Annotated in this window: 19 protein-coding genes; 13 read left to right on the top strand and 6 right to left on the bottom strand. The window is 57.1% G+C overall.

The genetic code is table 11. From position 1 onward, the window contains the following. Positions 1–115: 115 nt before the first annotated feature. Positions 116–1,702 carry a glycerol-3-phosphate dehydrogenase gene (gene glpD, locus ACR0AD_RS02910; protein ID WP_480485867.1) on the bottom strand — a complete coding sequence of 529 codons (1,587 nt, stop codon included), beginning with the start codon at positions 1,700–1,702 and terminating at the stop codon, positions 116–118. Between the two features lie 179 nt (positions 1,703–1,881). Here glpD and ACR0AD_RS02905 point away from each other — a divergent pair, with 179 nt between their 5' ends. From ACR0AD_RS02905 to ACR0AD_RS02880, 6 genes are all read left to right on the top strand, one after another. Next, positions 1,882–2,643: a DeoR/GlpR family DNA-binding transcription regulator gene (locus ACR0AD_RS02905; RefSeq protein WP_480485869.1), complete on the top strand. Its 762-nt coding sequence runs from the start codon at positions 1,882–1,884 to the stop codon at positions 2,641–2,643. A 107-nt stretch (positions 2,644–2,750) separates the two neighbouring features. Continuing rightward, a complete protein-coding gene (locus tag ACR0AD_RS02900; protein WP_209595994.1) occupies positions 2,751–2,906 on the top strand; it encodes a DUF5993 family protein in 156 nt (51 codons plus the stop codon). 10 nt (positions 2,907–2,916) lie between these two features. After that, on the top strand, positions 2,917–3,486 hold the full coding sequence (locus ACR0AD_RS02895; RefSeq protein WP_480485871.1) for a disulfide bond formation protein B: 570 nt from the start codon (positions 2,917–2,919) through the stop codon (positions 3,484–3,486). A 35-nt stretch (positions 3,487–3,521) separates the two neighbouring features. After that, on the top strand, positions 3,522–3,884 hold the full coding sequence (locus ACR0AD_RS02890) for a DUF3302 domain-containing protein (protein ID WP_480485873.1): 363 nt from the start codon (positions 3,522–3,524) through the stop codon (positions 3,882–3,884). A gap of 21 nt (positions 3,885–3,905) precedes the next feature. Continuing rightward, complete coding sequence (locus ACR0AD_RS02885) at positions 3,906–5,051, top strand: HlyD family secretion protein (RefSeq protein ID WP_267366155.1); 1,146 nt, start codon at positions 3,906–3,908, stop codon at positions 5,049–5,051. Positions 5,052–5,062: 11 nt separating this feature from the next. Further along, complete coding sequence (locus ACR0AD_RS02880; protein WP_480485875.1) at positions 5,063–6,613, top strand: efflux transporter outer membrane subunit; 1,551 nt, start codon at positions 5,063–5,065, stop codon at positions 6,611–6,613. A 3-nt stretch (positions 6,614–6,616) separates the two neighbouring features. Here the strand turns inward: ACR0AD_RS02880 and mprF are convergent, their stop codons facing one another. Both mprF and ACR0AD_RS02870 read right to left on the bottom strand, forming a co-directional pair. Continuing rightward, complete coding sequence (gene mprF / locus ACR0AD_RS02875; RefSeq protein ID WP_480485876.1) at positions 6,617–9,226, bottom strand: bifunctional lysylphosphatidylglycerol flippase/synthetase MprF; 2,610 nt, start codon at positions 9,224–9,226, stop codon at positions 6,617–6,619. Between the two features lie 113 nt (positions 9,227–9,339). Then, on the bottom strand, positions 9,340–9,768 hold the full coding sequence (locus tag ACR0AD_RS02870; RefSeq protein ID WP_480485878.1) for an Lrp/AsnC family transcriptional regulator: 429 nt from the start codon (positions 9,766–9,768) through the stop codon (positions 9,340–9,342). Between the two features lie 87 nt (positions 9,769–9,855). Between ACR0AD_RS02870 and rocF the strand changes: the two genes are divergently transcribed. Next, positions 9,856–10,776 (top strand): arginase, encoded by a 921-nt coding sequence (rocF, locus tag ACR0AD_RS02865; protein WP_267364051.1) that lies wholly within the window; start codon positions 9,856–9,858, stop codon positions 10,774–10,776. Then, on the top strand, positions 10,776–11,819 hold the full coding sequence (locus ACR0AD_RS02860) for an ornithine cyclodeaminase (RefSeq protein WP_480485880.1): 1,044 nt from the start codon (positions 10,776–10,778) through the stop codon (positions 11,817–11,819). The genes rocF and ACR0AD_RS02860 overlap by 1 nt, the downstream gene beginning before the upstream one ends. 140 nt (positions 11,820–11,959) lie before the next feature. On the opposite strand, the gene ACR0AD_RS02855 is transcribed toward ACR0AD_RS02860, so the two are convergent. The 3 genes from ACR0AD_RS02855 to ACR0AD_RS02845 are packed head-to-tail and all read right to left on the bottom strand — an operon-like array spanning position 11,960 to position 15,069. Beyond that, the gene (locus tag ACR0AD_RS02855) at positions 11,960–13,363 is read right to left on the bottom strand and encodes a TRAP transporter large permease (protein ID WP_267364043.1); all 1,404 of its coding nucleotides are present in this window, start codon (positions 13,361–13,363) and stop codon (positions 11,960–11,962) included. Between the two features lie 3 nt (positions 13,364–13,366). Then, positions 13,367–13,996: a TRAP transporter small permease gene (locus ACR0AD_RS02850; protein WP_480481297.1), complete on the bottom strand. Its 630-nt coding sequence runs from the start codon at positions 13,994–13,996 to the stop codon at positions 13,367–13,369. A gap of 56 nt (positions 13,997–14,052) precedes the next feature. Continuing rightward, positions 14,053–15,069: a C4-dicarboxylate TRAP transporter substrate-binding protein gene (locus ACR0AD_RS02845; protein WP_267364050.1), complete on the bottom strand. Its 1,017-nt coding sequence runs from the start codon at positions 15,067–15,069 to the stop codon at positions 14,053–14,055. Positions 15,070–15,499: 430 nt separating this feature from the next. Between ACR0AD_RS02845 and acs the strand changes: the two genes are divergently transcribed. The 5 genes from acs to ACR0AD_RS02820 all read left to right on the top strand — a co-directional run bounded on the left by acs (position 15,500) and on the right by ACR0AD_RS02820 (position 22,352). Continuing rightward, on the top strand, positions 15,500–17,464 hold the full coding sequence (acs, locus tag ACR0AD_RS02840; RefSeq protein ID WP_480481299.1) for an acetate--CoA ligase: 1,965 nt from the start codon (positions 15,500–15,502) through the stop codon (positions 17,462–17,464). 7 nt (positions 17,465–17,471) lie between these two features. Continuing rightward, positions 17,472–18,155, top strand: a complete 684-nt coding sequence (locus tag ACR0AD_RS02835) for an adenylate kinase (RefSeq protein WP_267364040.1) — start codon at positions 17,472–17,474, stop codon at positions 18,153–18,155. A 180-nt stretch (positions 18,156–18,335) separates the two neighbouring features. Beyond that, positions 18,336–18,620, top strand: coding sequence for a DUF4212 domain-containing protein (locus ACR0AD_RS02830; protein WP_209504901.1), 285 nt, complete (start codon positions 18,336–18,338; stop codon positions 18,618–18,620). Between the two features lie 15 nt (positions 18,621–18,635). Then, the gene (locus ACR0AD_RS02825; protein WP_480481301.1) at positions 18,636–20,420 is read left to right on the top strand and encodes a sodium:solute symporter family protein; all 1,785 of its coding nucleotides are present in this window, start codon (positions 18,636–18,638) and stop codon (positions 20,418–20,420) included. Positions 20,421–20,528: 108 nt separating this feature from the next. Further along, positions 20,529–22,352, top strand: a complete 1,824-nt coding sequence (locus ACR0AD_RS02820) for a DUF294 nucleotidyltransferase-like domain-containing protein (RefSeq protein ID WP_480485881.1) — start codon at positions 20,529–20,531, stop codon at positions 22,350–22,352. Positions 22,353–22,370: the final 18 nt, after the last annotated feature.

Genomic DNA, 22,370 nt, shown 5'->3' with positions numbered 1-22,370 from the left:
ACATACACTGGCAGGTTTAGCACTCTGGGTAAGAGCAGCGACGCCTCGGTGTCTGCCGACCGTATCCAACGGCTAGCACAACACTCATCACGCGCCAAGAGGATAGAAAGATGGATCAGGTCGAGCCGGGGGCCAGCCGTTCAGTCATCCAGCCGTCGATCCGCGCAATCTGCTCGGCATTCAGTCGCAGGCCCAGCTTGTTGCGCCGCCAGACGACATCTTCGGCGGTCCGTGCATATTCCTTGTCCATCAACCACGCGACTTCCCGCGCGGTCAGGGTTGCGCCAAAATCCTCACCCAGATCAGACAGCTGTTGCGCATCCCCAAGGACATCTGTTGCTTCGGTTCCATAGGCCCTGATCAGGCGTGCAGCCCAGGCGGCACCCAGAAACGGATACGCGGCCTGAAGCTGATCAGTCAGGGCTTCAACAGCGTCAACCGGAAAGTCACCGCCCGGCAGCGCCACACCAGCGGTCCAGGGGCCCGGCATATTCGGAAAGAATTCACCAACCTTCTCCAGAGCACTTTCCGCGAGCCTGCGATAGGTGGTGATCTTGCCGCCAAACACGTTCAATACAGGCGCCCCACCCTGCGCATCGACTTTCAGCGTGTAATCTCGCGTTGCTGCGGTGGCACTGCTGGCACCGTCGTCATAAAGCGGTCGCACACCGGAATAGGTCCACACAACATCTTCGCGGGTCACAGCGCGCTTGAAATACTTCGATGAGAAGGCGCACAGATACTCCTGCTCGCCCTCGGTACAGACGGGTTTCGTGTCAGGGTCCGGATGATCCTGATCCGTTGTGCCGATCAGGGTAAAGTCCTGCTCATACGGAATGGCGAAAATGATGCGGCCGTCTTCGCCCTGAAAGAAATAGCACTTGTCGTGGTCATAGAGCCGGGATGTCACAATATGGCTGCCCCGAACAAGTCGAACACCCTCGCGTGAGTTCACACGGATCTTGGTCTGGATGATGTCCCCGACCCAAGGGCCACCCGCATTGATCAGCATTCTGGCCCGGACAAGACGGGTTTCGCCGCTGCTGCGATCACGAATCGATACCTGCCAAAGGTCGTCCACCCGCTCGGCGGAAATCACCTCGGTTCGCACCATGATCTGCGCACCGCGCGCCTCGGCGTCGCGCGCATTCAGAACCACCAACCGCGAGTCTTCGATCCAGCAATCAGAATATTCGTATGCCGTTTCGAACTTGTCCTGTAGCGGGACGCCTTCCGGTGCCGATCGCAAGTTCAGCGACGTGGTGCCCGGCAGAATTTTGCGACCACCCAGATTGTCATACATGAACAAACCCAACCGGATCAGCCAGGCCGGACGCCGCCCGCGCATCCACGGCATGACCGTGCTGAGCAGCCGGGAGGTCGGCGTTTCCGAGTCAAATCGCATGTCCTTGTGGTATGGCAGTACAAAGCGCATCGGCCAGCTGATATGCGGCATCGCGCGCAACAGGGTTTCACGCTCGATCAGGGCCTCGCGTACCAGACGGATTTCGAAATACTCCAGATAGCGCAAACCGCCATGAAACAATTTCGTCGAGGCTGATGACGTGGCCGAGGCCAGATCATTCATCTCTGCCAAAGCAACTGACAGCCCGCGACCAGCAGCATCCCGAGCGATGCCGCAACCATTGATCCCACCACCGATGATAAAAAGGTCCGTTGTCTGAACGTCCGCTGACTGCATGCCAATGATTCCTTGTCAGGATGGATGATAGGCATTTGCCAGAACATCCTTCGTATGGTCAATGTTTATGTTCGAATTTTTTCGCTTTGCAACACTAACCTGAAATTTTCTAACACCTTCCTTGCTAAATCGGCCAAAAAGAACAAAAACGAAAGAAACACTTCAAGTTTGGAAACACCATGTCCCTGTCTTTTCGCCAATCTGACATTCTGGACATTGCCGGGGCCGAAGGCCGCGTCACCGTTGACGGGTTGGCCGAAAGATTTGGTGTCACGGTCCAGACGATCCGGCGCGACCTGACCGAGTTGGCCGAGGCAGGTAAACTGGATCGGGTGCATGGCGGCGCGGTGCTGCGCTCGGGCGTGTCAAACATCGGATATGAAGACCGCCGTGCCCTGAACGCCGACGCCAAGACCCGTATTGCACAGGCTTGCGCCATCGATATCCCCGACGGCGCATCGATCTTCATGAACATCGGAACCTCGACCGAGGCCGTGGCGCGGCAATTGCTGAACCACAAGAATCTGATGGTTGTGACCAACAACATGAATGTCGCAAACATTCTGATTGAGAACCCGGATTGTGAGGTCGTCATGGCCGGTGGCGTTCTGCGGCGCACCGACGGCGGGTTGATCGGAAATCTGACCGTATCGACCATTCGGCAATTTAAATTTGACCTTGCCGTAATCGGCTGTTCAGCTTTGGACACTGACGGAGATCTTCTGGACTTCGACTTTCAGGAGGTACAAGTCAGCCAGACCATCATTGCGCAGGCACGCCGCACATTTCTGGTTGCCGACCATTCAAAGTTTTACCGCTCGGCTCCGGCGCGCATCACTTCTTTGGCAGAAATCGACGCAATTTACACGGATGCGCCGTTACCAGGCGATCTGCACCTGCGCAGTCAGGAATGGCAAACGGACATCGTCCTGTGTAGCTAGCGGACATTAAGAATAGTCTCCAATTTACCGCGCCGCTTGCCAGATGCCACCCGGCCTGACACTATCGTTTGCATAAAGATATGTGCACGGGAGGGGAGCACCGGGCCATGATTGCGCTTTTATTTGCATTACTTACTGCCACGATGGGGCTCAACTATTTCAACATGACAAAGGCAGGCAATGCGCTGTTCTTCCTTACGATTGCCCTGAGTATCTACTGGTTGAAATTCCACGCCACCAGTCAGCTGACAATTCAGCTTTGAGGGCCTCATCATGACACCCGAACTGTCACGTACACTAAACGCGATCGGAATGCTGGCCGTCAGTCTCGTTCTGGCGCTGGCGTTCTTCTATCAACTTGTCCTTTACGAACTGCCCTGTCCGCTTTGCCTGTTGCAGCGTGTCGGCTTTGTAGCCGTCGGCGTCGGGCTGGGCCTGAACCTGCTTTATGGCGCGCGACCGCAGCACTATGCCATCATGCTCATTGCCGCTTTGTATGGCGGCAGTGTTTCGATCCGGCAAATCCTGTTGCACATTGTGCCTGGAACCGGCCATTACGGATCGCCCGTTCTGGGGCTGCATTATTACACTTGGGCGGGCATCGCCTTTTTCCTTGTCCTGCTGGGTACGTCGTTCATGCTGCTGTTTGATCGCCAATATGACTCGGGCGCGGCCAGCGAGGTACATTTTGGGGGAAACAAGCTGGCCAAAACCGCCTTCTTTGTCATGCTGGCACTTGCCGTACTGAACGCCGGTTCAACTCTGCTGGAATGCGGACCGGGCATTTGTGATGACCCGCCAACGGACTACAAGTTGATTGACGAACTGAAAACGAATGACTGAGGATACCCTAACCTTCCCCTGATGGAGGCACACACATGGGACTATTGGGCCAGCCGCTGGGCTATTATGACTATCTGACATTGGTCGCGCTGATCCTGCTGCTTGCAGCAGTTATGGCGCTGTTCCTGTTCATTATGGGCCTTCCGGGGCGGATCGCGATCAAACGTAATCATCCCCATGCCGAAGCCGTAAAGATCATGGGATGGATGGGGTTTTTGGCTGTCGTGCCTTGGGTTCACGCCTTCATGTGGGCTTTCCACGATGGCGTCACGGTCGATATTCGCCGGGGCCCGGACGAGGAAAAAGATGCCATTCGCGATGAAATCAAACGCCTTGGCGGCAAGGTCAAACCCGAATACCAGGATCGTCTGGACACAGATGACACACAACCCAGTTAAGACCGAAGGACCCTATTTCCTATGTTCGTCGCCCTCGGCATCACGCTGTTCTACATCATTTTCGTCTGGCTCATTTTTTTCAAGCTGGAATGGCTGAAGTTCAACATTGCCTGGGGCATTGTTTCGTTCTGGGTGGGTGCACACCTGCTGTTGATCTTCCTTGTGGCATTGCGCTTCTTTCAGCCGTTTTCAGCAGACAGCCACGTGGTACGTTCGACCATACAGATCATCCCCAAGCTGACACAGCCGACGATTCTGTCCGAGGTTCTTGTTGAACCGAATACACCGGTCGCAAAGGGCGATCCGCTGTATCGGTTCGATGATACGGTGTTTTCGCTGGCGGTCGATAATGCGCAGGCCCAGTTGGTGGCGGCACAGCAGAACGCCAAAATCCTTGAACAGGATGTCATTGCGTCGACCGAAGCTGTCGAACGGGCCAATGCGCAATTGGCCTATGCGCAAACCCAACAGGCGCGGTATGAGAATCTTGTTCCAGCCGGAGGCGCCCGTCAGGACGATCTGGATCGATGGAACGAACAGGTGACGGAAGATCAGGCCGCCGTCAAACAGGCTGGGGCCAACCTGACCAAGGCTCAACTGGCGCTGGAATCGCAGATTGACGGCGTGAACACGGGCATCCTTCAGGCGCAGGCGCAATTGGCCGAAGCCGAGTATTTTCTGGAAAACACAACAATCTATGCGCCTGAAAATGGCATGATCGTCTCACAGCAGGCCCGCCCCGGATTGGTAGTCGGTGACGTCCGGTTGGGTGCGATTGCCAGCTTCGTGACTGATGAAAGCCCTTATATCCTTGCCACATTCCGCCAGCAGAACCTGAAATTTGTCGAACCGGGACAAGAGGTCGAAGTCGCGCTTGATCTTTATCCCGGTGAAATCCTGACGGGCAAGGTCGAAGCGATCTGGTGGGCCACCCGTCAAGGGCAACTCATCCCGTCGGGCCGCCTGCCCGGTTTCGAGCTGCCCAAACTGCCCGGTCGGATTGCGGTTCAGATCACCGTCGATGTGCCGGAAGACCACATCTTCCCAGCGGGCGGCCATGCCGCTGTGGCAATCTATACAGGCCAGGGCAAAAGTTTTGAGTTTCTGAGGCGCATCAACATCCGCCTTTATTCCTTCGCCAACTTCATCCGACCCCTGGATATCTGAGGATGCGCGCCATGACACTCCGCAGGTTGTTGGGAACCGCCATTTGCGCCGCCACTCTCGCGGCTTGCACACCCGTTGGACCGGATTTTGTGCGCCCCAATTCACCTGTCGTAAAACAATGGATTGAGGTCAACAACCCCAGCGCCAGTCAAAGCGGGCTGACGTCGCGCAGTGCGCCTGTCGTGAAATGGTGGCAGACATTCAATGATCCGACCCTTAACAAACTGATTGCCGAGGCCTACGCCCAGAACCTGACACTTCAGGTCGCTGGTGCGCGGGTTTTGCAGGCGCGCGCGCAACTGGGTATCGCCTTTGGCGAGCTTTACCCGCAGTCGCAGGCCATTGGCGGCTCGCTTGAACGGCGCCAGATCAGCGACAATCTGGGGCCAATTTCGGATGTCAATCGCGTCATCCCGCTGGATACCGAGTTCTCGACCTCGCAAGTCGGCTTCGATGCCCAGTGGGAGTTGGACGTCTGGGGCGCGCAGCGGCGCGGCGTTCAGGCCGCGCGATCCAATCTGGCCCTGCAAGTAGCAAACTACGACGACGCGCTGGTGACGCTGACCGGGGATGTCGCCGCGCTTTACGTCAATATCCGGGCGCTGCAAGAGACGCTGGCAATTGCGCGCGAGAACATCAAATTGCAGCAGGACTCGGCAGACCTGACTCAGCTGCGGTTTAACAATGGCGTCACCACGGAACTGGACGTACAGGAATCCGCCGCCCTGCTGAACAACACCAAGGCGCTGGTACCCGAACTGGAAAGCGACCTGCAACAGACCAAGAACGCGCTTGCGGTGTTGTTGGGCACGACACCTTCACGCATGACCGGTCTGCTGGGCAATACCGGCCGCATTCCATCGGCCCGGGCAAATGTGGCAGTGGGCGTTCCCGCTGAATTGCTGCGCCGCCGCCCGGATGTACGCGCGGCTGAACTGGCGGCAGCCACGCAATCGGCACAAGTGGGCATCGCGATGGCGGACCTGTATCCCCAATTCATCCTGTCAGGCGCAATCGGTCTGCAGGCATCCGGCGGGCGCGATCTGTTCAGCGGTGGCAGCACCACCGGTCTGGCCAGTGCCGGTGTGGTCTGGAATGTGCTGAACTATGGCCGCATCAAGAACAATGTTCGCGCGCAGGACGCCGCTTACCAGGCGCTGATTGCGAATTATCAGAACACTGTGCTGACCGCTTATTCCGAGGTTGAAAGTGCCATGGTCGCTTATGCGCAGGCACGTAAGCAGGTCGGGTTCTATCAGCAAAGTGTCGAAGCCTCACGCAAAGCTGCCGAAATCGCCGTCAGCCAATATACAGATGGCATTGCCGATTATTCGCGCGTGCTGAACACCCAGACCGCACTATTGCGGTCGCAGGCCAATCTGATCGAGGCGCGGCAGCAGGTATCCAGCAACCTGGTGGCGGTTTACAAGGGTCTGGGCGGCGGATGGCAAATCCGTCAAAATCAGGAATTCCTGCCTGAAACCGTTCTGGCCGAGATGGCCTATCGCACGGATTGGGGCGATCTGCTGCAGAAAACCCCAACCCGCGCAAGCCTGAATTAGGTGCTACTTGGTTAATCCACGCAATCCGCCCGAGATCAGAATATTAACCTCATAGAGGATGCGGGGCGCGGCCAGCCCACCGGGGCTGGCCAGATAGTTCGGGCTCCATTCCGGATCGAACTTCTGCTTGAACGCACGAAGGCCCTCAAAATGGTAGAACTGTTCGCCATGTTCGTAAACGAACCCACCGATGCGGTTCCAAAGCGAAGCAAGCTGACGGTTTTCGATCCCTGAGAACGGTGCGGCACCCAGTGAAAACCAGTGAAACCCCTGCTGCGCCCCCCAATCCATCATGTCGGCGAAAAGAGCGTCCATGACGAAACTTGGGCTATCGGGTTCATAACGCATGAGGTCCAGTGACAGCTCGGACTTGTTCCCTCCTTGGAACAGATTGGCAAAGGCCATGATCTTGCCAGTATTGCCATCACGCAGGATCGCATGATCGAAATAGGACAGGTATTGATCATCAAATCCCCCCAGTGCAAAGCCCTTTTCTGCACCGGCCTTTTGCGCAAGCCAGCGGTCTGAAATCCCACGCAAATCTGACAACAGAGGCGCCAGTTCTTCCTTCGGAATGATCTCGAACACATATCCTTCGCGTTCAGCACGGTTCTTGGCCTGCCGGAACCGCTTGCGCGACTTTCCGTCCAGCGAGAAATCGTGCAATGACACCCGCGCAACCTCGCCAATCTTCAGGATCGACAGTCCAAGATCCAGAAAAGTCGGCAGATATTTGGTCGAGACGCTGTAGAACGCACAGAGTTTACCTTCGCGATCCGCCATTTCCCGGAGCTGCCAAATCAGTTGCTGCCCGGCCCTCTCGTCACCAACCGGTTCTCCTTTTGAAATCAGCGCATTGCCCGTGTCTGCGTAGGCTATAAACGCGGTCTCATCCGGTGAGATCAGGAATTGCTTGTCACCGGTGAGCGAGATTTGCGACTCCGTATCCTCACTCTCCATCACCAGCCGCTCGACAACCTCTGGGATTTCAACCCGCTGTGGTGTCGGAATCTCCCGCCCGAACAGAGAATTCACGGCAACAATGCCCACGATCACGGCCACAACAAGGCTGGACCGCAGAAAGCGCGAGGCATCACCGTTCCAGGCAAACTGCCACCACAGATCGTTTTGGTATTCGACATGCGAATATGCAAACAGCCCGATCCAGAAAATCACCGCCAGCAGAACCACGACACTGATCAGCCATGGGATGTTCAGCCGAAAAATCGACGCACCACTGACCCGGTAGAACGCGCCACGAAACATAGCCAGCAGACCAATCGTTCCCAGCATCGAAAGCGCTTCGTGGATGTCGAGCCCCTTTGCAAGCGAAGCGAAAAACCCTGCCCCCATCAGCACCATCGCAACGATCCATGCCCGGTAGAGCTTGCGGAACAACCCGCGCGAGACCAGCAACAACAATACGCCTACGACGCTGCCTGCAAGATGCGAAGCCTCAACAAACGAAAGCGGCAGCATATCTTTCAGCGTGCCGAGCTTTTGCGCCCCAGCTGGCAAAGCGCCCGACACCAGCAAGATCACTCCGGCCACTGCCGCTACTCCGGCCGCGACCATCGGAACCATGGGACGGATCACGCGATAGACCCAAATAGCGGCACCGCCGATCATGTGTCTTTGGGTCAAGACCGATGCAACGGCAATGGAAAGGCTGGCGACTGCAAATGGCAAAAAAGTGTAAACCACCCGGTACAGCAGCAACCCAGCAATCACATCCGAACGACCCGACGCCCCCAGACCGGCAATCAATGTCGCCTCAAACACGCCGATCCCACCCGGCGCATGGCTTAGGATCCCAACGGCAATGGCAGCGATATAGATCGTGAAGAAGTACGGGTACCCGACACCCAGATCATCCGGCATCAAAACGTAAAGCACCATGGATGCGCCAAATAGGTCGCCAATGGCAGCCAACGTCAGCAGGCCCGCCAGTTTCCCTCCGGGCAGATCGAAACCGACGCCCGCAACAGCCAACCGCCGGCCACCGCTGGACAACCATATGAACATCGCGACAAATGCAGCCAGCAAGCACAATCCTATGATGGTTTCGGCCGTTTCGCTGACGGGCATCACCTTGGATATTCCATCCGGGTGCAGGGTTAGCAACAAACCCAAAATCAGGATCAGACCCATCCAGAACGCCACCCACGAGGTCGCGATTACGCCAGCCACCCGGCCAAGGTCCAAGCCAAGCGACGCATATATTCGATACCGGATCGCAGTTCCTGTAATGTAGGAAAACCCAAGGCAGTTCGAAACCGCGTATCCGCTGGCTCCGGCCATCCCCGCGACAGGTAACGGCACCTTCCCGTCCGCCACGCTTTGTACCGCGAACACATCATAAAGCGACAGCGACAAAAAGCTAAACGCTGTCCAGCACACCGCAAAAAACATCAGTTTCCATGATGTCGCCGAAATATCGGTCTGGACATCCGACCATTTCACATGGGCCGACAGATCGTGCAAAACCGAAAGGGCAATCCCGGTAATAACGACCGGTATCGCGATGCGCAGCCAGGGTTTTTCCAGCAGATCAGCAAGTCGTTCGGCCCACTGTCCGGTCAAAGGATCGTCACCATTTTCAGATGTGGTCATGCCGCAAGCCTTCCGGAAATACTGAACCCTTAATCAGCAAGCGGCCTACCTAAGGGTAAGTCGCACCCTGTCTACTCACAAACTCTGGCACAATTCGCATTTATCTCAAAGTACTAGAGCCGCCCCTTGCGCGTTGACAGCAGCAGGTTCGTTTCCGAACGTGTAACGCCGTCGATCCTGCGAATGTGAAACAGAACCTCGTCCAGTTCGGCCAGAGTTTCCGTACTGATTTCGGCAATCAAATCCCAACTGCCGTTGGTCGAATGGACCGCCGTGACCTGCCGCATGGCTCCGATCCGGGACATCACGCGCTCGGTGCCGCGCCCCTCGATTTCCAGCATCATCAGCCCACGTACCGGACTTTGCGCCAGGTCCCGACGCGTCAACACGGTAAAACCGACAATCTCACCGGATTGCTTGAGCCGTTGCAAACGGCTGCGCACCGTAGCGCGGGTCACACCAAGCGTTTCCGACAGCTCTGACAGGCTGGCGCGCGCGTCACGCTGCAGTGCGCCCAGCAGACGACTATCCAATTCGTCCATATTACCTTCTCATTAAGGAGTTTCCTGATCCATTTTGAGCATTTTGTGCTCTTCACGCAAGACACAGTGACGGCCTAAATGAACCACATGGAACGCAAAAACATCATTTTAGTCGGCGCGCCGATGGACGCCGGAAAACGGCGTCAGGGTTGCCGAATGGGTCCTGATGCATATCGCGTGGCTGGGCTGGATCAAGCCTTGGCCGATCTTGGTCACTCCGTTTGCGATTGGGGCGACGTGCAACCTGAAAAAACGGACCTGCCCGAGCATCCGCACCTGTTCGCGCTGCCCGAATGCGTCGGATGGACGCAAGCGCTGAGCAAGACCGCACTGACAGCAGCTAAACAGGGCATTCCAATCTTCATGGGCGGCGATCACGCATTGTCCATGGGAACCGTGACCGGGATGGCCGCCTATGCTGCTAAGGTCGACCGCCCACTGTTCGTTCTGTGGCTGGATGCCCATAGTGACTTTCACACCCCCGACAGCACAGACAGCGGCAACCTGCATGGCACACCTGTCGCCTATTTCACAGGAAGGTCGGGATTCGAGGCGCTTCCGCCCTTACCCGCTGTCGTCCCAACCGATCGAGTCGGCATGATCGGCCTGCGCTCTGTCGACCCGGCGGAACGTTTGGCGCTGGAACAGGACCGCGCCATGCTGGCCGACATGCGCAGCATTGACGAACATGGGATCAAGGCGCCGTTGCTGGCGTTCCTGGATCGCGTGAAAGCCGAAAACGCTCTTCTCCACGTTTCGTTGGATGTTGATTTCCTGGATCCGGCCATTGCCCCTGCCGTCGGCACCACTGTTCCCGGCGGTGCGACCGAGCGCGAGGCTCATCTGGTCATGGAACTGCTGCATGAAAGCGGACTGGTCAGTTCGCTGGATCTTGTCGAACTGAACCCGTTCCTGGATGAACGTGGCCGCACCGCAAAACTGATGGTCGATCTGGCCGCCTCACTTATGGGCCGTCGCATCTTTGACCGCCCCACCCGGAGTTTCTGATGACCCAACCTTCTGAAAAGGCGCTCGTGCCTTTTGTGTCCGTCGACAACATGATGCGGCTGATTCACCACATAGGTGTCGAACAGATGATCGTACGGATCGCCGATCAGATCGAATCCGATTTCAAACGGTGGGAAAGCTTTGACAAGACCCCGCGCATTCCGGCGCATTCACCCCACGGAGTGATTGAACTGATGCCCACCTCGGATGGGGAGGCATATGGGTTCAAATACGTGAACGGACATCCCAAAAACACCTCCGAGGGTCTGCAAACTGTGACCGCATTCGGATTGCTGGCGGATGTTTACACCGGGTATCCCACTCTGCTGACCGAAATGACGATGCTGACTGCGTTGCGCACGGCGGCGACGTCGGCTCTGGTCGGGCGCTATCTTGCCCCAAAGAATGCCACGACCATGGCCATGATCGGCAATGGGGCGCAGTCCGAATTCCAATGCCTCGCTTTCAAGGCAATGTGCGGGATCGACACTGTCCGGCTTTACGATACCGATCCCGGTGCAACAGCGAAATGCGCCACAAACCTGCAAGGCAAAGGCCTGACGGTCGTCCCATGCAAGACGCCGGAAGACGCTATTGAAGGCGCTCAGATCATCACCACCTGCACGGCCGACAAGAAATACGCCACCATCCTCACCGACAACATGGTCGGTCCCGGCGTCCACATCAACGCCATCGGTGGTGATTGTCCCGGCAAGACAGAATTGCATCGGGATATCCTGCTGCGCTCGGACATCTTCGTCGAATACCCCGAGCAAACCCGGATCGAGGGCGAGATTCAAGCGCTGGATGCTGATCACCCCGTGACCGAGATGTGGCAGGTTATGACCGGAGCTGCCAAAGGGCGCACAGACGACCGCCAAATCACCCTGTTCGACAGTGTTGGCTTCGCGATCGAAGATTTCTCAGCCCTGCGCCATGTCAAGCAGGCGATCAAAGGCACTGCATTCTTTGAGCCTCTGGACATGTTGGCCGACCCGGACGATCCGCGCGACCTGTTCGGAATGCTGATGCGGGCCGGTTAGGCGCGCCCATGGGGGCTCTGCCCCCGCCACCCGTGCCCGGGCGCCTCCCCCGGGATATTTGTTGGCCAGATGAAGCAGGGGATCCGTTCTTCATCTGGCTTTAAATATCCCGGAGCGCGAGGCAGAGCCTCGCATCCTACCTACCCCGCAAGCGATGGCAGGTAGAGTACAATACCAGGAAATGCCACAAGCATTGCTATGGTCAGGGCGTCGGCCACGAAAAAGGGTGTCACACCCCTGAAAACATCCTGAACACTCAAATCCGGGCGCACCCCGGCGACGACAAAGCAGTTCAACCCAATTGGCGGCGTAATCAGGCAAAACTCGGCCATCTTGACGACCAGAATTCCAAACCAAATCGCGCACATCGGCCCGGACATGCCAAACGCACTGTCTGCAGCACTGACCGTTTCACCACCGTTCAGCGCCATGACCGCCGGATAAACAACAGGCAAGGTCAAAAGAAGCATTCCTATCGCATCCATGAACATGCCCAACACGGCGTAGGCAAGAAGAATACAGATCAGGATCATCATGGGTGACATTTCAAGGCTGGTTATCCAGTCAGAAAAGGCGCCGGGAAGATCTGCGAACCCTAGAAACCGCACATAGATCAGAACGCCCCAGATGATCGAAAAGATCATCGCGGTCAGCTTGGCCGTCTCCAGCAACGCGGATTTAAACTCACTCCACCGCATCCCGTGAAACAGGGCGAAGCAGAAGACAATGAAAGCGCCGATTGCGCCGCCTTCCGTCGGCGTGCCCCACGCTTTTTCACCAAATGGGTTATAGACAAAGCAGATGATGATCAGGATGACGGCGACAATAGGAATGGCTCCGGGAAGGGCCGAAAAACGCTGTTTCCATGTAAAGCCTGTGACCGGGGGACCGACGGATTTGAAAATCACGGCGATCCCGACAATCAGCACGGCATAGATGATCGCGGAAAACGCGCCCGGAATGAACCCCGCCAAAAGCAGCTTCCCGACATCCTGCTCGACGATGATCGCGTAGATCACCAGAATAGCCGATGGTGGAATCAGTGATGCCAGCGTTCCTCCGGCGGCCACCACACCAGCAGCAAAGCGTTTGTTGTAGCCGACCTTCAGCATTTCCGGGATCGCGATGCGGGCGAAGACGGCAGAGGTGGCAACCGAGGCACCCGAAACCGCGGCGAAACCGGCGGTGGCGAATACGGTTGAAACCGCCAACCCTCCGGGAACCCATGCGACCCAGCGTTTGGCAGCTTCAAACAACGCCCGCGTGAGACCTGCGTAGTAAGCCAGATACCCGATCAGGATAAAGGTCGGGATCAGGCTAAGAGTATGAGAGGCAACTTTGGAATGCGGCACTTGCCCGGCGGTTTTGACCGCAACAGTCAGCGCTTTACCGAACCGCGCCGGATCATACCCAAACTTGGCCCAAAAAATCCAAACAAGTCCAATTAGCCCGGCCAAGCCCGCAGCAAAGGCCACGCGCATGCCGACCACGACAAAGACCAGAAGCCCGCCCGTGACCCAGAGGCCAATTTCTATCGTGTCCATAAATCAGTCCTGCCCTTCGAACTGTTCGGCCTCAGCCGCTGCTTGTGCTGCCGCGTCCTGTATCAACGGAACGGCCACCGGAGCTTCCAGTCCCAGCCATAATGCGCGGCCATAGCCCCAAGCCTGCAAAGCAAGCCGCAGGCACAGTACGGAAAACGCGATGGGGGCCAGTAGTTTCGCCGGCCACAATGGAATTCCGATATCAATGGAACTGTCGCGGCTCCACAATGGTGCGCCCAAGTCAAAGGAGCGGTCGAAGTGAGACCAACTGCCCCAAACCAGTGCAAGCATCAGAAGCAGGATCAAAACCACCGAGACAAGTTCGAACAGCCACAACCCTCTGCCGTGAAGGCGCGACAGAACGATGTCCATGCGGATGTGGCCGCCATCGCGCTGAACATAAGAAATGCCCAGAAATGCGATCAGTGGCATCGCCTGTTCGATCCAGTCAACATATCCCGGCAATGGGGCATTCAGAGCATTGCGCCCACTGACCGAGATAACGGCCAGGACCATCAAGCCAAATACTGCCAAACCGCTGATGAGCGCCAGAAAACGCTCCAGTTTCAACAACTGCTGATCCAGCTGGCTCAGACGGCTTCCGTCCACCAGCACTGTGGCCTGTCCTGCCATTCCAGTGTTCCCCAATATTCGTGTACCGGGTGCCTGGCAGGCACCCGGGCTCAGGATCAGTTGCCGCCGCGCTGTTGCGTCAGCGTCATCTGCACGAGATCATAAAGATCCTGCGCTGGCAGCCCCTGTTCCGTCATTTCCGCGATCCACTTTTCACGGATCGGGTCGGCTGCTTTGGTGCGGAATTCTGCAATCACGGCATCATCAATCATGACTTTCTGGACACCCTTTTCTTGCAGAACGCTGTCCCATTGCTCGAGCAATCCGTCGTAATTTGTCAGGTAGTGGTCAATCGCCTCATCAATCGAGCTATCCAGCGCCTCGCGATGCGCGGCTGGCAGGGCCTCATAGGCGTCAATGTTGACCACGACCGGGCAGTTTACCGTTCCCGGGTTCAGGTTTGCCGTCCACCAGTCGGCTTCGTTGATTGTTCCGAAAGACAGGTGTGCGTGCTGGGCAAAGGCCACGGTGTCGACGACACCGGATTCCATGGCATTGAACGCCTCGGTTGCGGGAACTGATGTCGGAACACCTCCGACCGCCTCGAAGGCTTGCCCCAAACCGCCAGTTGCACGGACCCGCATTCCGTCAAAATCAGCCAGTTCATCGCGCGGCTCGCCAGTGCCGACCAGATTATATTGCGGCATCGGTGAGGTCATGATGATGCGGGCGTTCCATTGCGCCATCTCATCCTTGACTGCGGGGTGGTCATAAACCGCATGACTGACCGCCACCTCCTCCTGCAGGTTGTTCACGCCAAGGAAGGGCAGCTCCAGAACAGTAATCGCGCGGTTTTTGTCGCGGTGGTAACCTGCACAGAACTGAGCCATCTCGAAGGCGCCGATTTCAATGCCGTCCAGATTTTCGCGCGGCTTGGACAACCCGCCATAGCTGACATTGATGGTGAATTCACCACCGGTTTTTTCGCTAACAAGTTCGGCCAGTTTTTCAACATGTTCAGTGAAGGCACGACGCTTACCCCAGACCGATGCGTTCCACTCAGTAGCAAAAGCTTCACCGACAAAGGCAAAGCTCAGGGCGGCGACAGCGGCGCCGCTCAACATCTTTTTCATCATTTGATCTCCCATTGATGCGCCTCCTCCCGAGGCGCTTGAGGATCAAGCTAGCGCCAACATTCTACTGTGCCAACCCTGCCTTGGTTTTCCGCTGGTATCAGAAGAAGTTCCCGATTGGATTGCGCATGCAGGAAAACCAGGTGTTCGTGAACTGACCCCCGCATGTGTCAAGTACTGCAAACAGGGCATGTGTTACACCTATCCATTTACTTTAAAAAGATTTTTACGAAATTTGCGCTTTTTCTTTACTAGATGTGGCCGCAGTTAGAAATTTTTTTACAAATAAATTCAGGGATTCCGGCAATTTATTTATTTATTTTCAGAACTCGGTAATATTCGACCTTGGGGAGGAACGGGATCGACATTGCCGGACCAAGTGGCAAAAAATGTCCCAACGCAATCCAGTCCAGAGGGAGGAGCCTCAAAAATGACCACCGCTGCCCAGGCAGATGCCAAGACCTATCCGCCATCCGCAGAAACCGTCGCCCGTGCGCATGTTGATGCCGAAAAATATGCCGACATGTACGCCGCTTCGATCAGTGACCCCGACGCATTCTGGGGCGAGCAAGGCAAGCGCGTTGACTGGATCAAACCCTTCGCCCAGGTCAAAGACGTTAACTACGATTTCGGTTCGGTTAAAATAAACTGGTATGCTGATGGCACCTTGAATGTCTCGGCCAACTGTCTGGATCGCCACCTGAAAACCCGCGGTGATCAAACGGCAATCATCTGGGAACCGGACGATCCAAATGACCCGGCTCAGCATATCTCTTACGCAGAACTGCACCGCCGCACCTGCCGCATGGCCAACATCCTTGAATCTATGGGTGTGCGCAAAGGCGATCGCGTCGTCATTTATCTGCCTATGATCCCCGAGGCCGCTTATGCCATGCTGGCCTGTGCGCGGATCGGCGCAATTCACTCTATTGTTTTTGCGGGCTTCTCGCCGGACGCACTGGCTGCCCGGATCAATGGCTGTGACGCCAAGGTTGTGATCACAGCGGACGAGGCTCCGCGCGGTGGTCGGAAAACGCCGCTGAAATCCAATGCCGACGCGGCGCTGCTGCACTGCAAGGATACGGTCAAGTGCCTTGTCGTCAAACGGACCGGTGGCCAGACCACCTGGATCGACGGTCGTGACTTTGACTACAACGAAATGGCCCTTGAGGCGGACGACTACTGCGCGCCTGCCGAAATGAGCGCCGAAGATCCGTTGTTCATCCTATACACCTCCGGCTCGACAGGTCAGCCAAAAGGCGTTGTTCACACAACCGGCGGTTATCTGGTTTACGCCGCAATGACGCACGAGATCACCTTCGATTATCACGAAGGCGACGTGTATTGGTGTACTGCGGATGTGGGCTGGGTGACCGGCCACAGCTATATCGTCTATGGCCCCCTGGCCAATGGTGCGACCACGCTGATGTTTGAAGGCGTTCCAACTTTCCCCGACGCGTCGCGCTTCTGGCAGGTTTGCGAAAAACACAAGGTGAACCAGTTCTACACCGCGCCCACAGCGATCCGCGCCCTGATGGGTCAGGGCAAAGAGTTTGTCGAGAAATGCGACCTCAGCGATCTGCGCACTCTGGGAACCGTGGGTGAACCGATCAACCCCGAAGCCTGGAACTGGTACAACGAAGTGGTCGGCAAGGGCAAATGTCCCATCGTGGATACATGGTGGCAGACGGAAACCGGCGGTCACCTGATGACCCCCCTGCCCGGCGCCCATGCAATGAAGCCCGGATCGGCAATGAAGCCGTTCTTTGGCATCGAACCAGTGGTGTTGGATCCGCAGTCCGGCGTCGAGATCGAAGGCAATGGTGTCGAGGGTGTGCTCTGCATCAAAGACAGCTGGCCCGGCCAGATGCGCACCGTCTGGGGCGATCATGAGCGGTTCGAAAAGACCTATTTCTCGGATTACAAAGGCTACTACTTCACTGGTGATGGTTGCCGTCGCGATGAGGATGGCGACTACTGGATTACCGGGCGCGTGGACGATGTGATCAACGTGTCCGGCCACCGCATGGGAACGGCCGAGGTGGAAAGCGCACTGGTAGCACACGCCGCCGTCGCAGAAGCCGCTGTTGTCGGATATCCTCATGAAATCAAGGGGCAAGGCATCTATTGCTATGTCACTTTGATGAATGACCGTGAACCAAGCGAAGAGCTCCGCAAGGAGTTGCGCACCTGGGTCCGGACCGAGATCGGACCGATCGCCAGCCCCGATGTGATCCAGTGGGCCCCGGGCCTGCCCAAAACACGCTCGGGCAAGATCATGCGTCGCATCCTGCGCAAGATTGCCGAAAACGATTTCGGTTCGCTGGGTGACACTTCGACACTGGCCGACCCGTCGGTGGTCGAAGACCTGATCGAAAACCGCGCGGGCAAGTGAGGATGTGATGGACGCTGCTACGATCACCACACCCGCAGTACTTATCCTTCTCGGCCCTCCGGGCGCCGGGAAGGGCACGCAGGCCCGGATGCTGGAAGAGAAATTCGGACTTGTTCAACTCAGCACGGGTGACCTGCTGCGCGAAGCCGTTGCCGCAGGCACCGACGCAGGCAAAGCCGCCAAAGCCGTGATGGAAGCCGGTGATCTGGTCAGTGACGAGATCGTCATTGCGATCCTGCGCGACCGTATGGCGCAACCAGATTGCGCCAAGGGTGTCATTCTGGATGGGTTCCCACGCACAACGGTTCAGGCCGAGGCGCTTGATGGTTTGCTTGCGTCCAATGACCAAAAGATCAACGCAGCAATCAGCCTGGAAGTGGAAGATGCCGAAATGGTGATCCGCATCTCGGGCCGCTACACCTGCGCGGGCTGCGGTGAAGGGTACCACGACCAGTTTAAGAAGCCTGCCGAAGACGGTAAGTGCGACAAGTGCGGCAGCACCGAATTCAAGCGCCGCGCGGATGACAACGCTGAAACCGTGGCTTCGCGTCTGGCAGCTTATCATGCGCAGACCGCGCCGCTGATCACCTATTACGACGGTCACGGTGTTCTGAAACGCATCAATGCCATGGGCAGGATCGAGGATATCGCGGGCGATCTCGAAGGGATCGTCAGCGACGTGATGAGTTAAGGGGAGGAGATAAGCCGCAAGGCTTTGATCCTAAAAAGAATACTTCAAAAGACCGCTTTGGCGGACTGGTGGAGTTTTGCCTGGCACCACACGGTGTTGGGCATTGTCGAGAAGCGGACCGACGCACTGGAGGAGTTGGGCACCGGGCCGCCAAACGAGGAAGCGAAGGAGGAACCCGCAATGGCGGATCAATCTACAAACTCCGCGCAGGCAGCCGAAGCCGATAAGGGCTATTGGCAGGCCAACCTGCGCCTCATCTACATCAGCCTCGTGATCTGGGCGCTGGTGTCATTTGGATTCGGCATCCTGCTGCGTCCGCTGCTGTCGGGCATCGCCGTCGGTGGTACTGATCTGGGCTTTTGGTTCGCTCAGCAAGGATCGATCCTGGTCTTTCTGGTGCTGATCTTCAACTACGCCTGGCGCATGAACAAGCTGGACGCCGAACACGGCGTGGATGAAGAGTAAGGGAGAGCGGGGATAATGGATCAGTTTACCATCAACCTGCTGTTTGTCGGCGCATCCTTTGCGCTGTACATCGGCATCGCGATCTGGGCCCGCGCGGGTTCCACATCAGAGTTCTACGCCGCCGGTCGCGGCGTACACCCGGTCACCAACGGTATGGCGACAGCGGCAGACTGGATGTCTGCGGCCTCGTTCATCTCGATGGCGGGCCTGATTGCCTTTACCGGCTATGACAACTCGACCTTCCTGATGGGATGGACGGGTGGCTACGTGCTGTTGGCCCTGCTGCTTGCGCCTTACCTGCGGAAGTTCGGCAAGTTCACCGTATCGGAGTTCATCGGCGACCGCTTCTACAGCCAGACAGCACGCATCGTTGCGGTGATCTGTCTGATTGTTGCATCGGTGACCTACGTTATCGGTCAGATGACCGGTGTTGGGGTTGCCTTTGGCCGCTTCTTGGAAGTGTCGAACACCACCGGGCTGTTGATCGGTGCAGGCGTTGTGTTTGCCTACGCGGTGTTCGGAGGGATGAAGGGCGTGACCTATACACAGGTCGCTCAGTACTGCGTGCTGATCACCGCCTACACCATCCCTGCCATCTTTATCTCGCTACAGCTGACCGGCACTCCGATTCCGGCACTGGGTCTGTTTGGCGACACTGCAAGCGGTGTACCGCTGCTGACCAAGCTGGACGGCATCGTGACAGAGCTGGGCTTCAACGAATACACGGCCCATCACTCGAACACGCTGAACATGGTGCTGTTCACCCTGTCGCTGATGATCGGTACCGCCGGTCTGCCGCACGTTATCATGCGCTTCTTCACCGTTCCCAAAGTTGCTGATGCACGCTGGTCGGCTGGCTGGGCGTTGGTTTTCATCGCGCTGCTGTATCTGACCGCTCCGGCTGTTGGCGCAATGGCCCGCCTGAATATCACCGACATGATGTGGCCCAATGGTGGCATCGAAGGTGGTGCCGTTACAGTCGAACAGATCGACAATGATGCTCGGTACGACTGGATGGCCACATGGCAGAAAACCGGTCTGCTGGATTGGGAAGACAAGAACGGCGACGGCAAGATTCAGTACTACAATGACAAGTCTGAATCGATGCAGGCGATTGCGGAACAAAAAGGCTGGGTCGGTAACGAACTGACCAAGTTCAACCGCGATATCCTGGTTCTGGCCAACCCCGAGATTGCCAACCTGCCCGGTTGGGTGATCGGTCTGGTCGCTGCTGGTGGTCTTGCGGCTGCTCTGTCGACTGCTGCGGGCCTGCTGCTGGCGATTTCGTCGGCCGTGTCTCACGACCTGATCAAGGGCGCAATCAACCCGCAGATCTCGGAAAAAGGCGAGCTTCTGTCGGCACGGATTGCGATGGCTGTGGCGATTGCTGTAGCGACCTGGCTGGGTCTGAATCCTCCGGGCTTTGCAGCACAGACTGTTGCTCTGGCCTTTGGTCTGGCGGCAGCCTCGATCTTCCCGGCACTGATGATGGGGATCTTCTCGACCCGCATCAACAACACCGGTGCTGTTGCCGGTATGCTGGCAGGTCTGGTCGTTACACTGGTCTACATCTTCCTGCACAAGGGATGGCTGTTCATTCCGGACACCAACTCGTTCACCGATGCTGATCCGTTGCTGGGTCCGATCCAGTCGACCTCGTTCGGCGCTGTCGGTGCCATGGTCAACTTCGCTGTCGCCTATGTTGTGGCTGGCATGACCAAGGAAACTCCGCAGGAGATCAAGGAACTGGTCGAAAGCGTTCGCATTCCCCGTGGTGCGGGTGCAGCTCAGAACAAGTGAGCATGATGCGGTCGTTGGCACTTGCCTTCGACCGCATCTTTCGATCCACTACTCCCGCCCGGCATACCACTGGGCGGGATTTTTTCACCAAAACATCGGAGACATCAGATGCCCCTGTCCCACGATGAAATCGCCCGGTTTCTGAAATCCGTTCATCCCTATGACGCGTTACCGGCTGATGCCCTGGATCAGATCGTAAAACAGATCGAGGTCTGGGAAGTCGAGGAAGACACCTCGGTCTATGAACTGGGTCATGCGCTTCCCGGTGTGTTCGTGATCTATGAAGGACAGGTTGAAATCACCGATGAGAATGGTGCCGTTGTCTCTCAACTGGGTTTGCGCAATTCTTTTGGAGAGCGCGGACTGCTGAAAGACGGTAAGGCAGCCACCAAGGCGCGTGCGCACACTCCGTCGGTCCTGATTGTTTTGCCACCGGATCTGGTGCGCGAGTTGATCGACGGTCACGATGTGGTCGCCAGGTTCTTCAACCGCACACGCGGCGACAGAAGTGGCCCGCAAAGCCTTGCGACCAGCTCCATTGATATTCTTATGGCACCTAACCCGGCCACCTGCCCCGCGGATACGCCAGTTCAGAAAGCGGCGCAGATCATGCGCGATAAACACATCTCGTCGCTGTGCATCACAGACGGCGACACGTTGCAGGGCATCGCGACGCTGCGGGATATCTCGGGCAAATACGTTGCGGACGGCCTGCCTCCTTCCACGCCAATTTCCGAGATCATGACCGCGAACCCCGTCACCCTGTCACCCGGCGACATTGGTTCAGACGTGTTGCACATCATGATGGAACGCGGCATCGGCCACGTCCCGATTTCCGAGGGCGGTCGACTGGTCGGTATCGTCACACAAACCGACCTGACACATTACCAGGCCGTGAACTCGGCCGAACTGGTGCGACGCATCGCACAGGCAAATACCGCCGAAGATATGGCGCGAGTAACGGCGGAAATCCCACAGCTGCTGGTGCAACTGGTTGCAGGCGGGAACCGGCACGAAATAGTCACGCGCCTGATCACCGACATTGCCGACACGGTTACCCGGCGCCTTCTGGCCCTTGCTGAACAGAAACTGGGCCCGCCCCCGGTGCCGTATCTGTGGCTGGCCTGCGGCTCGCAAGGGCGGCAAGAGCAGACAGGCGTGTCGGATCAGGACAACTGCCTGATGCTGGATGACAGAGTGACCGATGCGGATATGGAATACTTTACAAAGCTGGCCAGGTTCGTGTCGGACGGGCTGGATACCTGTGGTTATTTCTATTGTCCCGGCGACATGATGGCGACCAATCCGCGCTGGTGTCAGCCGGTGCGTGTCTGGCGCGACTATTTCAAGGGATGGATCGCCAAACCAAACCCCGAAGCGCAGATGCTGGCATCAGTCATGTTTGACTTGCGCCCGATTGGCGGCGCGTTCGACCTGTTCGCCGACCTGCAGGCCGACACATTGGCCGCAGCTCGGGCCAATTCGATCTTCGTTGCGCATATGATCTCGAACTCGTTGAAACACACGCCGCCGCTGGGTTTGCTGCGTGGTTTTGCGACCATCCGGTCGGGCGAACATCGCAATACGCTGGACCTGAAACACAATGGTGTTGTTCCGGTCGTGGATCTGGCGCGGATCTACGCCTTGCAAGGCGAACTGCCCGAGGCCAATACCCGAGCCCGCCTTAAAGCGGCTGAGGCCAATGGCGTTCTCAGCGCGTCGGGCGCACGCGATTTACTGGACGCCTATGATCTGATCGCTGAAACCCGGCTTGAACACCAGGTCCAGCTGGTTAAATCGGGCAAGAAACCAGACAATTATCTGCCACCTTCCGATCTTTCGGACTTTGAGCGAAGTCATCTTCGTGATGCCTTTGTTGTGGTAAAAACGATGCAATCGGCGGTCGGCCACGGCAAGGGACTACTGGGCTGACATGCATCTGAAGAACGG

Source organism: Ruegeria sp. BH8 (genome assembly GCF_056538065.1).
This window is presented reverse-complemented; position numbering and strand designations above follow the sequence as displayed.

What these genes read in the sequence shown, in the direction of transcription:
- ACR0AD_RS02880 (WP_480485875.1), top strand. Translation starts at nt 5,063, where the DNA reads ATGACACTCCGCAGGTTGTTGGGAACCGCCATTTGCGCCGCCACTCTC.
- ACR0AD_RS02905 (WP_480485869.1), top strand. Translation starts at nt 1,882, where the DNA reads ATGTCCCTGTCTTTTCGCCAATCTGACATTCTGGACATTGCCGGGGCC.
- ACR0AD_RS02845 (WP_267364050.1), bottom strand. Translation starts at nt 15,069, where the DNA reads ATGAAAAAGATGTTGAGCGGCGCCGCTGTCGCCGCCCTGAGCTTTGCC.
- ACR0AD_RS02850 (WP_480481297.1), bottom strand. Translation starts at nt 13,996, where the DNA reads ATGGCAGGACAGGCCACAGTGCTGGTGGACGGAAGCCGTCTGAGCCAG.
- ACR0AD_RS02855 (WP_267364043.1), bottom strand. Translation starts at nt 13,363, where the DNA reads ATGGACACGATAGAAATTGGCCTCTGGGTCACGGGCGGGCTTCTGGTC.
- ACR0AD_RS02895 (WP_480485871.1), top strand. Translation starts at nt 2,917, where the DNA reads ATGACACCCGAACTGTCACGTACACTAAACGCGATCGGAATGCTGGCC.
- glpD (WP_480485867.1), bottom strand. Translation starts at nt 1,702, where the DNA reads ATGCAGTCAGCGGACGTTCAGACAACGGACCTTTTTATCATCGGTGGT.
- ACR0AD_RS02820 (WP_480485881.1), top strand. Translation starts at nt 20,529, where the DNA reads ATGCCCCTGTCCCACGATGAAATCGCCCGGTTTCTGAAATCCGTTCAT.
- ACR0AD_RS02860 (WP_480485880.1), top strand. Translation starts at nt 10,776, where the DNA reads ATGACCCAACCTTCTGAAAAGGCGCTCGTGCCTTTTGTGTCCGTCGAC.
- ACR0AD_RS02830 (WP_209504901.1), top strand. Translation starts at nt 18,336, where the DNA reads ATGGCGGATCAATCTACAAACTCCGCGCAGGCAGCCGAAGCCGATAAG.
- mprF (WP_480485876.1), bottom strand. Translation starts at nt 9,226, where the DNA reads ATGACCACATCTGAAAATGGTGACGATCCTTTGACCGGACAGTGGGCC.
- ACR0AD_RS02825 (WP_480481301.1), top strand. Translation starts at nt 18,636, where the DNA reads ATGGATCAGTTTACCATCAACCTGCTGTTTGTCGGCGCATCCTTTGCG.
- ACR0AD_RS02890 (WP_480485873.1), top strand. Translation starts at nt 3,522, where the DNA reads ATGGGACTATTGGGCCAGCCGCTGGGCTATTATGACTATCTGACATTG.
- ACR0AD_RS02900 (WP_209595994.1), top strand. Translation starts at nt 2,751, where the DNA reads ATGATTGCGCTTTTATTTGCATTACTTACTGCCACGATGGGGCTCAAC.
- ACR0AD_RS02885 (WP_267366155.1), top strand. Translation starts at nt 3,906, where the DNA reads ATGTTCGTCGCCCTCGGCATCACGCTGTTCTACATCATTTTCGTCTGG.
- ACR0AD_RS02870 (WP_480485878.1), bottom strand. Translation starts at nt 9,768, where the DNA reads ATGGACGAATTGGATAGTCGTCTGCTGGGCGCACTGCAGCGTGACGCG.
- rocF (WP_267364051.1), top strand. Translation starts at nt 9,856, where the DNA reads ATGGAACGCAAAAACATCATTTTAGTCGGCGCGCCGATGGACGCCGGA.
- acs (WP_480481299.1), top strand. Translation starts at nt 15,500, where the DNA reads ATGACCACCGCTGCCCAGGCAGATGCCAAGACCTATCCGCCATCCGCA.
- ACR0AD_RS02835 (WP_267364040.1), top strand. Translation starts at nt 17,472, where the DNA reads ATGGACGCTGCTACGATCACCACACCCGCAGTACTTATCCTTCTCGGC.